The organism is Serratia sp. MYb239 (assembly GCF_002966855.1).
In the GTDB taxonomy this organism is placed as follows: domain Bacteria; phylum Pseudomonadota; class Gammaproteobacteria; order Enterobacterales; family Enterobacteriaceae; genus Serratia_B; species Serratia_B rhizosphaerae.
Map to the genome: position 1 here is coordinate 4352258 of NZ_CP023268.1, position 13173 is coordinate 4365430.

8 protein-coding genes are annotated in these 13173 nt (G+C 61.4%); 1 reads left to right on the top strand and 7 read right to left on the bottom strand.

All coding sequences use genetic code 11. The annotated features are described in order from the left end of the window. Position 1: 1 nt before the first annotated feature. Genes CLM71_RS20810 through CLM71_RS20820 form a run of 4 tightly spaced genes read right to left on the bottom strand, consistent with a single transcriptional unit; the run spans position 2 to position 8109 of the window. Positions 2-4150 carry an RHS repeat-associated core domain-containing protein gene (locus CLM71_RS20810; RefSeq protein WP_234008600.1) on the bottom strand — a complete coding sequence of 1383 codons (4149 nt, stop codon included), beginning with the start codon at positions 4148-4150 and terminating at the stop codon, positions 2-4. Between the two features lie 26 nt (positions 4151-4176). Then, the gene (locus tag CLM71_RS24385; protein WP_255414259.1) at positions 4177-4302 is read right to left on the bottom strand and encodes a hypothetical protein; all 126 of its coding nucleotides are present in this window, start codon (positions 4300-4302) and stop codon (positions 4177-4179) included. Continuing rightward, positions 4299-5879, bottom strand: coding sequence for a hypothetical protein (locus tag CLM71_RS20815; protein WP_105232694.1), 1581 nt, complete (start codon positions 5877-5879; stop codon positions 4299-4301). The genes CLM71_RS24385 and CLM71_RS20815 overlap by 4 nt, the downstream gene beginning before the upstream one ends. Before the next feature lie 10 nt (positions 5880-5889). After that, on the bottom strand, positions 5890-8109 hold the full coding sequence (locus CLM71_RS20820) for a type VI secretion system Vgr family protein (RefSeq protein ID WP_105232695.1): 2220 nt from the start codon (positions 8107-8109) through the stop codon (positions 5890-5892). Between the two features lie 249 nt (positions 8110-8358). Between CLM71_RS20820 and yfcF the strand changes: the two genes are divergently transcribed. Continuing rightward, positions 8359-8991: a glutathione transferase gene (gene yfcF / locus CLM71_RS20825; protein WP_105232696.1), complete on the top strand. Its 633-nt coding sequence runs from the start codon at positions 8359-8361 to the stop codon at positions 8989-8991. Between the two features lie 67 nt (positions 8992-9058). Here the strand turns inward: yfcF and CLM71_RS20830 are convergent, their stop codons facing one another. Genes CLM71_RS20830 through CLM71_RS20840 form a run of 3 tightly spaced genes read right to left on the bottom strand, consistent with a single transcriptional unit; the run spans position 9059 to position 13095 of the window. Then, the gene (locus CLM71_RS20830) at positions 9059-10303 is read right to left on the bottom strand and encodes an amino acid permease (RefSeq protein ID WP_105232697.1); all 1245 of its coding nucleotides are present in this window, start codon (positions 10301-10303) and stop codon (positions 9059-9061) included. 58 nt (positions 10304-10361) lie between these two features. Further along, a complete protein-coding gene (locus CLM71_RS20835; protein WP_105232698.1) occupies positions 10362-11816 on the bottom strand; it encodes an NAD-dependent succinate-semialdehyde dehydrogenase in 1455 nt (484 codons plus the stop codon). A gap of 13 nt (positions 11817-11829) precedes the next feature. Next, on the bottom strand, positions 11830-13095 hold the full coding sequence (locus CLM71_RS20840; protein ID WP_105232699.1) for a 4-aminobutyrate--2-oxoglutarate transaminase: 1266 nt from the start codon (positions 13093-13095) through the stop codon (positions 11830-11832). Positions 13096-13173 lie beyond the last annotated feature (78 nt).

The following is a 13173-nucleotide window of genomic DNA, read 5'->3' on the forward strand; positions in this document are numbered from 1 at the left end:
TCTAAAATTTCCAGAATGGTGCCAATACAGATTGGTCTATTACATCAACCGTCACTGAAGGATTATTAGGCTTAAATCCACCGAAGAACTCTTCAAATTGACCTAATGTGTTTTTCGAGTCTGAACTTCTAATGACTTGAACAATTCCATTATCACCAACCTGTTTTACACCTTTTGTTACGTTTTTAGCTGCATTACCACCTATACCACTAAGAAGTTTAGTATCAACTTGCACTCCATTAATAGTAAAGTCAGCCATTGATACTGAACGATTAGGCGGGGTGTTAAAATGAACATGATTGCCTTTGCTTCTCATGTACTTGGCGTAAGCTATTTCTGCTTGAGCGGAAACATCACCATTTCTAGCTAAACGGATTTTTTCCCTCAGAGTTTTAATATCGCCAGTTACTTTTCCCGCGCTACATCCAGCCAGCCCCAGCGGATCTATAAAGCTGTTAGGATTATGCACATACCCATACGGGTTCATCCCCCCCACCAGCCCTATCGGGTCCTGACTGATATAGCTCCCGGTCTGCGGATCGTAGTAGCGGTAACGGTTATAGTGCAGCCCCGTTTCCGCATCAAAGTACTGCCCCTGGAAGCGCAACGGGTTGGCCACCCGGTCTGCATGCACCACCCCCGGCTCACCCCAAACCCCGCATTGTTCCGACCACACCAGCCCGCCCTGCACATCGGTCAGCCGCACCGGCGCGCCGTTCGGATCGCAGTGGTAGTGGTAACTGCTGCGTACCCCGTCCTGCTGCGTCAGCAGCGCGAACGGCCGGAAGCTGCCGGGGTAGTAAACGTATTCCCGCAGATTGTTAAAGAGCGCCGCCTGCCGCTTCTCTCGCTGCAGCCGGCCGGCCACGTCGTACAGCGCCAATGGATGCAGCGGTTCGCCGCCCGGCTCCGCCACCTCTGCCAGCAGTGCATCGCCCTGCCAGTAGAACCAGCGGCTCTCCGTCGCCGTCTGTTTGCCAATCCGCCGACCCAGCCCGTCGTAGGCATAGTGCGTGACCGACTCGCCCTGATGCACCGCCACCAGTTGCAGGCTCTCATCCCAGACAAAATCCTGCCGGCTGCCGTCAGTATAGCGCCGCTGCCGCAGGTTGCCCGCACGGTCAAACACGTAGCGCGTATCATTGTGCCAGCCCTCGCGGAACCACCCTTCCGCCGTCTCGTTCACCGCCCGCACCGTCAGCGCCAGCCGGTTGCCCGCCGCGTCATGCATAAACCGCCGCACCCGCTCCGCCGGGTCGACGTGCGCCAGCAGCCGTCCCACCGCGTCATACTGATAGCGGTCCGTGCCCCAGCCGCTGTCCTCCCGCGACGTCATGTTGCCCTGCAGGTCGTAACGATAGCCGGTCGAGAACAGCGGCAGTTCATCCTGCAGCGTGCGTTGGGCGGTCAGATGCCCCTCGCCGTCATACGTCAGCTCGCGCACCAGCCCTTCACCGAGCTGCTCCCGGCACAGCCGACCCGCCGCGTCATAGCCCAGCGCCACCGGCACATCGTCATTCAGCCCTATCGCCGCCAGCTGCCCCGTCGTGCTCCAGCTGAACGCCACCCGGTGTCCGCCGTCGCTCTCACGCAGAATACGCTGCCCGGCGTCATTGTAGTGGTGCCGCAGCGTAAAGCCGTCCTGCGACTCCGCCAGCAGCCGGCCCGCCGCGTCGTAGCGCCATGCCAGCTGCCGCCAGCGGTTCTCGCACTGCGTCAGCTGCCCGTCCGCCGCATAGCGGTAGCGCGTCAGCAGCGTGTCGCCGCTGCGTTTTTCCTGCAGCCGTCCCGCCCGGTCGTAGGCGTACGTCAGCGTGCCACCCAGCGCATCAGTGCGCTGCAGCAGGCTGCCGCCCGCATCCCACTGGTAGCCGGTCGCCTGCCCCCAGTAGTCACGCTCCTCCGTCACCCGCCCCAGGGCGTCACGCTGCAGCTGCCACGCCTGCCCCAGCGGGTTCACCACCGCCGTCAGCTGATCCTCGGTATCATACTGGTACGCCACCCGCTCGCCGTCCGCCGTCTGACACTCCGTCACCATTCCGGTGCCGTTATAGCGCAGCCGCGTCTCACGACCCGCCTCATCCCGGTAGCATACCGGCTGATCTTCGCGATCGTAGTCGATCGCCACCTGTGTGCCCGATGCGGACAGCTGCGCCGTCAGCCGATCCTTCGCATCATACTCATAGCGGGTCTGCTGCCCCAGCGCATCGGTTTTCAGCTGCAGGTTGCCGCGCACGTCAAAGCGCAGCTGCAACGTCCCGCTCTGATTACTCGTCACCCGCTGCGGGAAGCCGTAGCGATCATACTCCAGCGTCTGCCGTTCGCCGTCGGCCCCCAGATATTCCTCCGGCTGCCCCGTCGCATCATAGCGATAACGCCGGGTCACACCGGTCGGATCGCTCTGCGACAGCAGGTTGCCCCGCGCATCGTACGTCATCTGCCACTGCGCGCCGTTCTCGTCGACCAGCGTCTCCGGCTGCGCCAGTGCGTTATACTCCAGGCTCAACCGGCTGCCGTCCGGCCCGATCTCCGCCGCGATCTGCCCCTGCGGGTCGTACTCCCACTGATAGCGTCGCCCGTCCGCCTGCGTCACGCTCAGCGGCCGGCCCAGATCGTCATAGGTAAACACCGTGTTACCGCCCAGCGGGTCGATCTCGCTAATCGGTAACCCGCCGCTGTCGAAGCGGATATACGAGGTATGGCCGAGCGAGTCGGTGACCGCCACTTCATTGAGCACATCGTGATAGACAAAGCGATAATCATACAGCCCGCCGTCGCCCCAGGCGTGCACCACCCGCCAGTCGGCATCGTAGTCATAATAGAAGCGCTGGCCGTTGCGGTCCTGGTGCTGCGTCATGTGCCGGCGCTGATAGCCGAAACGCCGCGCCGCCCCCAGCGCATCAATCTGCGCCGCCAACTGCCCCTCGCCATCATACTCATAGCGGGTCAGCGGCGAGTAGGCGTCGTTGGCCGCCTCATACAGGCGCATGGCGATGATGCGCCCGCGCTCGACGGTAACATGCACCTCGCGCCCGGTCGTCGCCGCGCCGGCGTACTCCGCCAGCCGAGTCAGCTGCCCCTGCCGGCGCACAAACTGCCAGCGGTTGCCGTTGCGGTCGCCCAGCGCCGCCAGCGGCATCGCGTCACCGTCGTCGTCGTCAAAATGATGCTGCACGCCGTCGTTGTCTTCGTAGATCCAGCGTCGCTGCCGTTCCTCCTGCTGCCACCACAGCCGCCCGCCATCCGGCAGGCCCACCGCCGCGTGCTCGCGCCCCGGTAACGTCGGCAGGTCACCAAAGGCGGTCATGCCCGCCGGTCGGATCAGCAGCATCAGCCCGTCGGCATCGCGCGTCAGGCTGATATCCGCCGGCGTCGCCCAGCCGTAGCCGCAATAACCGGCCTCATCGATATCCGCCGACGAATAGCTGCGCACCCAGGAGAGCGGCATCCGCCCCGGCAGCAGGAAGTCCTGATGCTCCAACGCCACGCTACCGTCGCGGATATCCACCGGCTCGGCCCGCAGCACCTTGCACTTGAGAAAGCCGGGGTCCATGTTTTTAAACAGCTTCTGGCGCAGCGCCTGAAACTTCTTCATAAACTTGCCGTAACCGGCGCTTTTTTTGAGTTTTTTCAGCCCTTTGCCGAGGCCGAACAGGCCGGCGCGCATCAGCATTGCCGTCACGTTGATGGTAGACGGCCCGCCGACTGTCACCCGGCTGGGGATCGCCAGGTTGAGGGTCAGCGGCATCGTCAGCGACAGCGGTTTGGGCTCGGCGGCGCGCTTCGGACGGAACGGTGGCATCATACCGAGCATGTTGCAGCTCAGCACCGGCATGGTCATCCGTGCGAAAGGCTCGCCGTCCACCCGCACCGTGCGGCTGCCCATAAACAACTCGTCGTCATTCAACTGCGGGCCGCCCGGTACGCGCAGCGGCGGCAGCCACGGGCCGCCGATCGGGATATGCACCGCCATGCCGCCGGTACCGGCGCTGGCGCGCTTGATGCCGTTGACGTTCACCGTGGTGCCGATAATCGGAATATAGTCAAAGACGTCGAACACCAGGCCGATATGCGGCGTCGGCAGCGGCCCGAACGGATAGGTATGGATATCGATCCCCAGCTGGGGGTCAAAGTGTGAACTGGAATGCATCGGTTATACCCTCCCTGGTTCCGACGTTAGAACAGCGCCCGCAGCAAGGCACGCAGGAAATTGCGCGCCTCGCTGGCCAGCTCACTGTTCGACAGGCTGATAAATCCGATCACCAACAGCGTGATCGCCACAATAATCACCACCTTCCTCATGCTTTGTCCTTGCTTTCGTGTTGCTGAGTAAACTCACCGGCGGCATCTTCCGACGGCAGCGCCATGCTTTGCGGCATTTGTGACCATTCGCCGGTCGGCGCATCAAACGGATGGGCGATCTCCGGCAGGCCGTTCCAGTGCGGATGCAGATACTGGCGACCGATGGCGATCGCCTGACGAAAACCGGGGTAGCTTTCAAGGATCAGCAGCTCACGCTGATTGCGCGCCTGCTGGAAACTCTGCTCCAGCGCCTGCTGCAGGCGACTTTCCGCCAGCAGCACCGACTGTGGCGTCGCCCCCTGCTGCGCCACCTCGCCTTCCGCGCGTAAAATCAGCTGCTGCTTGCGCTGCTGATACTCTTCTGCACAGTGCTCCAGCGCCTTAGCACTTTTATCATCCTGAATGTGCAGTAAATCCTGCAGCGCCAGCGGCAAAGTGGTTTGCGCACGCTCCTCGGCGGACAGCGGCCGCGCGGCGTGGATCGCCTGCGCATAGTCCGCCATCGCCTGGCTCTCCTCGCCGCCCAGCACCAGGCAGCGCCCCGCCATCCGCATTCCTTCGATAGCCAACATGCGGTTGCCCGCCATTTGCGCCAGCCCTGCGGCCAACCGATAGACGCCGGCCGCCTTCTGATATTCGCCGGCGCTGAACCAGGCGCCGCCTTCGCCAAAGGCGCTCTGCATCTGCAGCGTGGCGCGCAGCGGCGGATCGCCGATGCCCTGCGCCACCTGCTGCGCCTGACGGTACGCCTCCACCGCTTTAGCGGCGGCATTGCCCTTTACCCAGCCGCCGCCGACGATGTTGTGCATCACCACCTGCTGCTCCAGCCAGCCTTTTTTACGCGCAATCGCTAGCGCCATGCCGGCACGCGCCTCAACCTGCTGCGCCGTGCCGTGCTCAAGCAGCAATACCGCATCGGTCATCAACTGACGGCAGCGCAGGCGGTCGCCATCACGATCGCTGAGTTGGCTGGCGGTTTGCTGCATCAGCGCCATACCGTCGATATCCGGCGTTATCAGCCGCACACGCTGGGGAAATGCCTGCTGCAGCGCCTGCCAGGTCGGCTGCTCCAGCGTATCGATCAACATCACGCGCACGCCGGTGCCAATGCGCTCGACGTTTTGCTGCAGCCAGCGCTGCAACGCCGCCTCATTGCTGATATGCTCCGGCGTCATCACCGCCACCACATAGCGCAACTGTTCGCGATGATGGCCGGCAAAATCGCCGAGCAGGGTTTGCCACTGCGCGGCGCTAAAGCACGGCAAACGGGACTCAAACTCCCAGCCCTGCGCGTCTTCGCTGGCCTCGTAACGCTCTATCAGCTCATCCGCCAGCGCCCGGCTGTAGCCGTAACCGGTGTCGAACGGCGCCATAAAGCCGATAAACAGATCCGGCGCGCTGTAGTCGCTCGGCGGCTGCTGCTGCAGCGCGATAAATGCATGCACAATACTTTCGGCATTGGCCTTGACCCGCCAGATAAATAGCCGCGCGGCCGGATCCTCACTGGCCTCCAGCCACTGCACTTCCAACTGGGCCATCAGTTGCTCGGTGGGGTTTCTTGCGTGACTCTGCATCATGGATATCTGCTCAGGCATTGAGTTCTATTTTGGTGCCGTTGACCATAACACCGCTCCCGTTGATGGTGATGCTGGCGCCGCCGGCGACAATCTCAATGTTGCCGGGCGAAATCGAGATACCGGCAGAGTCACCCACGCTGATATTGAAGCTTTGCGACGCGCTGTCGCTTACCGCACCGTCGGTATAACGCGTATCACCGCCGGCGATCACGATCTTGCGGCCCTCGCCGATACTGACATCCTGCATCTTGGTGATAGTCTTGTTCTCATTACCGCTGATCGAGGCCGTACGGTTACCGGTAACGCCCAGCGTCTGGTGGCCCTGTACATCCACGTTACGGTTCTTCACCACGCTGACCTTCTCATTGCCGTTTACGGTGCGGGTGCGATCCTGATTGACCGTCATCACCTGGTTGCCGTCCACCGTCGAGGTATGGTTGCTTTTTACCGTGGCCGAGTGATCGCCGGTGATGGTCTCATTACGGCTCTGCTGCACCGTCAGGGTTTCGCTGCCCTCCACCGTTTCAGTGCGGTTCTGCTTCACGGTGGTGGTCTCATTACCGCTGATGGTTTTGGTGCGGTTCTGGCCGATGGCGACCGTCTCATTACCGTCAACATTTTTGGTGCGGTTTTGCTTGATATGGCTGGTTTCATCGGCGCCGACGGTTTTGGTACGGTTGCTGCCGATGGAGTGGCTTTCATCGTTTTTAACGTTGGTATCCATATTGCGTTCGGCCTGGATCCACACCTGTTCCGAACCGGCCTTGTCTTCAAAACGCAGTGCGTTGGCGTTGTCCGGCGTGCCGTCTTTGGAGCGGCTCATAAAGCCCATCTGGGTAGCGGCGGCCGGCAGCGCCCACGGCGGCATGCTGGCTTCGTTATACACGCGGCCGATGACGATCGGCCGATCGGGATCGCCGTTGATGAAGTCGATCACCACCTCGTCGTTAACTCGCGGGATCTGCACGCCGCCGAAGCCTTGCCCGGCCCAGGCGCTGGACACGCGCACCCAGCAGGAACTGGTGTCGTCGCCCGCCGCCAGCCGATCCCAGTGGAATTTCACTTTGATGCGGCCATATTTATCAGTCCAGATCGACTCCCCTTTCGGCCCCACCACCTTGGCGGTCTGCGGCCCGCAGGTCTTCGGCCACTCGGCCAGCTGTTCCGGCCGGAAAGGCACATCCGCCGGCATTACGTTGAAGTCGATACGGTGCTCGCTGCTCTCTCCGCCGCTGGCGTAACGGTTCTCACGCAGGTGATATTCAGCCTGTGTCACCAGATACTGGCCGTTGTCACCGGCGTAAGGCGCATTGTGCAGGGTAAAGGTGTGTCCGGGCGCAATGCCCAATGCCGTCGCCGTGCCGCTGATTTTCTGGTGCTCCGCCTGCCAGGCCTCCTGGCGAACGCGCGCGTAAAACTCGCCGTGCTGATGATCGACAAACCGCCCCGGCCAGTCATAGACGTCAATCTGCCCCGGCTGCGGCGAAGCGGGGTTCTGCCGCGCCTGAAACAGCCAGGCGTTCGGCTTGCGGAAGTCGTAGTCGTCAATGCTGTAAATCCCCGGCGTGACGACATCGTTGACCGCCCAGCGGCTGACGCCCTCCTCGCGGGTGCTGCCGCCGGAAGGCGTAACGTGGTAGGGAATAATTTCGTAGCCTTCAAACGGCTTATGCTGCTGGGGCGCATCCATCAGCACCAGCGTCTGTTTGCCCATCTCATGACGCCAGAAGTAGTAGATGCCCTCCAGCTCCATCAGCCGGCTGATAAAGTTGTAGCTGCTCTCCTGATACTGCACGCAGTATTCCCACTGGCGATAGCTGCCGGTCAGTTGATCCTCACAGACGACGTTCTGTTCCGCCAGCAGGGTTTTGACGATGTCCGGCACCGTCTGCTGCTGGAAAATACGGAAATTTCGATCGCGCAGCATCGGCCAGATATCCGGCTCCAGCTTCAGTTGATAAACCGCATAGCGCGTGCCGTTGATTTCCTCGCTGCGCACCGCCGCCGCCGTTACCTTGCCGTTCAGATAGCGGGGCGTCAGCATATTTTGCGTGGGGATTTCCAGCGTGACGGTCTGTCCAAGCAGCGAGCGCCGGTCGATATGGAAGTTCTGGCTCAGTAGATCAACCTGGAAAACATAAGGCCGGCTGAGCTGTTCGCTGCCCTGCAGCGACCAGAACATCAGTTCATTGGGGCCAAGAGGCGTGTGTGCGCGAATTCGATCCAACATAAGCAACAACCCAAAGGAAGAAGATGACAGAATAAAAAATAACCTACCGTAACTTCTAGCGCACTTTTAGCTGGGGGTAAATCATTAATGAGGGAAATTAACCAATTCTGTGAGGCAACCTGAAATACTGAGCTGTAACAATGACATATATATAAATACAACTAATGGCTCATTAGTTTTTGTCGTTGATTTATGATGGTTTATTCGGCATTTATGTCAGTTCCGACTCACAACATCACAGGACCCACCATGAGCCAATCCAACGCCGTACTGTATACCGACGCCAACTTTTTCAGCCCTTACGCCATGTCGGTATTTATCGCGCTGCGTGAGAAAAATATTCCCTTCTCCGTCAAGCCGATCGATCTGGCCCGGGGCGAACATCAGCATGCCGACTATGCCGATATTTCACCTATCCAAAGGATACCGGCGCTGACGCATAACGGCTTTACCCTGTGCGAATCATCGGCCATTGATGAATATCTGGAAGAATTATTCCCGCAGCCGCCGCTGTATCCGGCCGACGTCAGGCTGCGCGCTCAGGCGCGCGAAGTTCAGGCCTGGCTGCGCAGCGATCTGGCGCCGCTGCGTGCAGAACGGCCGACCGAAGTAGTTTTTAACGGTGAAAAACGGCCGGCGCTGTCGGCTGACGGACAGGCCGCGGCGGAAAAACTGATCGCCGTCGCCGGCGGTTTGCTGGCGCACGGGCAGGAAAATCTGTTTGGCGATTGGTGCATTGCCGACAGCGATCTGGCGTTGATGCTGAACCGCCTCGCCATGCAGGGCGATCCGCTGCCGGAAACGCTGCAACGCTATGCCCAGCGGCAGTGGCTGCGCCCGTCGCTGCAGGCCTGGCTGGCGCTGTCTGCAAACAAATCATAAAAAAATCGGCGGCCACGACGCCGCCGTTCTCAATCCAGAGAGAAAACACACCACTTGAGGGAGTCTGTTACCAACCCGCCGGCAAATAACCCAGCAGCGAAGCAATGGCATACACCGCGCTGGCCGCATACAGCAGCACAATGCTGGCCTGCAGCAGCGGATGGGTGATCCAGTTACACTGCCAGCGCGGCATCATATCGCCGTGCTTGCGGGCGCCGCGCAGGATCAGCATCGGCATCACCGACAGCACCACGCCGCTGAATACGCCGGCGAAGTACAACGCATTCACGAACGACACAAAACCGCTGTAAGCCAGTACGAACGGCGGCAACACCACCACCAGCAGCACAGCAAAGCGGCGCAGCGGCAGTTCATCGTTGCCCAGGCGGAATTTGTCGAAAATATTGGTCAGGAAGCTGCCGCCCAGACCCCAATAGGAAGTCAGCATGGCGCACAGCGCAAAGATATTGGCAGAGAAGAACGCCCACTGCCCCAGCGCCTGCCCCCAGGAGATGGTGGCCACGTCGGAGATATTATCCAGGCCGCTGAGCGCAATCACCGACAGCGGCACCGCCGCCAGCAGCACAAAAGTGGTCGCCATGCCGACAATAATCGCCTTCGGCAGTTGCTCCGGCTTATCGGCAAAGCCGCGCGCCATTTCCGGCACGATGTACTGCGCTGAGAAGCAGAACACCACCACGTTGAATACCGGCACCATAAAGCGCCAGTCCCCCTCCAGCAGGCGCCCCATTTGGGTGGTGTCTTTCAGCAGCGTGGCGATCACCAGCACGCTGAGCATCACCACCATGCCGATACTGATAAATTTCTCCCCACGGCCGATGGCCTTCAGGCCAAGATACAGCACCCCGGCGGCCGGGATGAAAAACAGCAGGCTGCCGATCGCCGGCGAGATCCCCAGTAAAGATTGCAGCAGCTTGCCGCTGCCGGTCATATAGGCGGTCAGCGCGCCGATGCTGTTGACGCAGACCGAAGCGAACATCAGCCAGGAACCGAAGCCGCCGACATAGCGCTTCGCCAGGCCACTCAGTTGCAGATGCGCGCGGGTGCGCAGCGTGGCTTCGGCCACGTACAGCATGGTGACAGTCGTCAGACAGCCGACCAGCACCAGCCAGAACAGCAGCGGCAGGAACCCCGCCTTGCTGGAGGCATAGGCTATCGACAGCACGCCGGCACCAATATTGGTGCCGACGATCATCGCCACGCCTTCAAGGAAGCTCAGCGATTTGGCGGGTGCAGATGCTCGCTCCCCGGCGGCAAGCGCCGAAGAGAATGTGATGTTTTCAGCAGGCATAAATCATCCTCTGCAACCCGGCGAACGGCGCCGCCGGGCAGGGTTAAGTCGCCGGTGGTTAAGCGTTCACGTCGATACACAGGTATTTCAGCTCCAGATATTCCTCAATCCCATAGCGCGATCCTTCGCGTCCGAGCCCAGACTGTTTCACACCGCCGAACGGCGCCACTTCGTTGGAGATCAGGCCGGTGTTGATGCCGACCATGCCGTATTCCAGCGCTTCCGGCACCCGCCACTGACGCGCGGCGTTCTGGGTAAAGACATAGGCCGCCAGACCGAATTCGGTATCGTTGGCCATCGCGACCGCCTCCTCCTCATCCTTAAAGCGGAACAGCGGCGCCACCGGGCCGAAGGTTTCCTCGGTGGCAAAACGCATCTGCTGCGTGACGCCGGTCACCACCGTCGGCTGGAAGTAGGTGCGGCCCAGCGCATGCGGCTGGCCGCCGGTGGCGATTTGTGCCCCCTTGATCAGCGCATCGTCGATATGGCTCTGCACTTTTTCCACCGCCGCCTTATCGATCAGCGGTCCCTGCGTGGTGCCTTCCGCCGCGCCGTCGCCCACCTGCAGCCCTTCGACCGCCGTCACCAGTTTTTCCGCCAGGCGATCGTAAATACCGGCCTGCACGTAGATGCGGTTGGCACAGACGCAGGTCTGGCCGCTGTTGCGGAATTTGGAGGCCATGATGCCGGCCACTGCCGCATCCAGATCGGCATCGTCAAATACGATCACCGGCGCGTTGCCGCCCAGCTCCAGCGACAGCTTTTTAATCGTCGGCGCGCACTGCGCCATCAGAATCCGCCCCACTTCGGTCGAACCGGTGAAGCTCAGCTTGCGCACTACCGGACTGTCGCACAGCACCTTGCCGACCTGCGCCGCCTCGCCGGTGACGATCTGCAGCACGCCTGCCGGAATGCCGGCATCCTGCGCCAGTTTGCCCAGCGCCAGCGCGGTCAGCGGCGTTTGCTCCGCCGGTTTGACGATCATGCTGCAGCCGGCCGCCAGCGCCGGCGCCGCCTTACGGGTAATCATTGCCGCCGGGAAATTCCACGGGGTAATGGCCGCGCACACGCCGATCGGCTGCTTGATCACCACCAGCCGCTGGGTCGCCTGCGGCGCCTGCAATACCGCGCCGTCTACCCGCTTGGCCTCTTCGGCGAACCAGGTGATAAACGATGCCGCATAGGCCAGTTCGCCGCGCGCTTCCGCCAGCGATTTACCCTGCTCGGCGGTCATCAGCTGCGCCAGATCTTCCTGCGCCGCCATAATTTTCTCCGCCCAGGCCAGCATCAGCGCCGCACGCTGTTTGGCGGTCTGCTGCTTCCAGCTCTGCTGGGCGCGCTGGGCGGCGTCAATCGCCCGCTCGGTCTCTGCGCTGCCGATCAGCGGGATCGACGCCAGCTCCTCGCCGGTCGCCGGGTTGATCACCGCTTCACGCTTGCCGCTCTGCGCCGCGCACCACTCGCCGTCGATCAGGCACTGGCTACGCAGCAGCTCGGGATTATTCAGTTTCATCGTCATGCGCTCCTTATTCGCCCAGCGCGCGGGAGAGAATGCCCAGCGCCTCGGTGAATTGCTCTTCAGGAATGGTCAGCGGGTACAGGAAGCGGATCACGTTGCCGTGTACGCCGCAGCTCAGCAGCAGCAGGCCTTCCTGCAGGGCTTTTTGCTGTACCTGGCGGGTAAATTCCGCCGACGGCTGGCCGCTGGCAGGATCGTTAAACTCGACCGCCACCATTGATCCCTGCGCGCGGATCTCGGCGATGGCCGGGCAGGTGGCCCGCGCCTGTTGCAGCACTTCCACCAGATGATGGCCCAGACGCTGCGCGCGCTGGCACAGCTGCTCTTCGTCAATCACGTCCATCACCGCATGCGCTGCGGCCACCGCCAGCGGGTTGCCGGCGTAAGTGCCGCCCAGCCCGCCCGGCGCCGGCGCGTCCATTACATCAGCGCGCCCTGTCACCGCCGACAGCGGCATGCCGCCCGCCAGACTTTTCGCCATGGTGATCAGGTCTGGTTTGATGTCGTAATGTTCCATGGCGAACAGCTTGCCGGTGCGGGCGAAGCCGGTCTGCACTTCGTCAGCCACCAGCAGGATGCCGTGTTCATCGCACAGCGTGCGCAGCGCCTGCATAAATTCCGCCGGCGCGACGTTGAAACCGCCTTCACCCTGCACCGGTTCCAGCACGATTGCCGCCACCTGTTTCGGGTCGATATCCGCCTTGAAGATGCGCTCCAGGCTGTTCATCGCATCCTGCGTGCTGACGCCGTGCAGCGCGTTCGGGTACTGGCCGTGGAACACCGAGCCGGGGAACGGGCCAAAGCCCAGTTTGTACGGCGCCACTTTGCCGGTCAGCGCCATAGTCATATAGGTACGGCCATGGAAGCCGCCGCCAAAGGTGATAATGCCCGGACGACCGGTATGGGCGCGGGCGATCTTCACCGCATTCTCTACCGCCTCGGCGCCGGTAGTGAAGAAGGCGGTTTTACACGGCCCGTCGATCGGCGCACGCTGGTTGATGCGTTCCGCCAATGTGACATAGCTTTCATACGGCACAATCTGGTAGGCGGTATGGGTAAAGGCCTGCAGCTGTTGTTCAATGGCCGCCACCACTTTCGGATGACGGTGACCGGTATTCAGCACGGCGATGCCGGCCGCGAAATCGATAACTTGATTGCCTTCCACATCCCACAGGGTGGCGTTTTCCGCCCGCTCTGCGTAAAAACCACACATAACTCCCACCCCGCGTGGCGTGGCTTGCTGACGACGTTGGTTCAGTTCTGCGTTTTTCATGGTTGCTCTCCGGTCAATAGCCGTTCAACTGTTTGTTCACATTATTGAAACAATGACGTTTATTTACACAGGATGTGG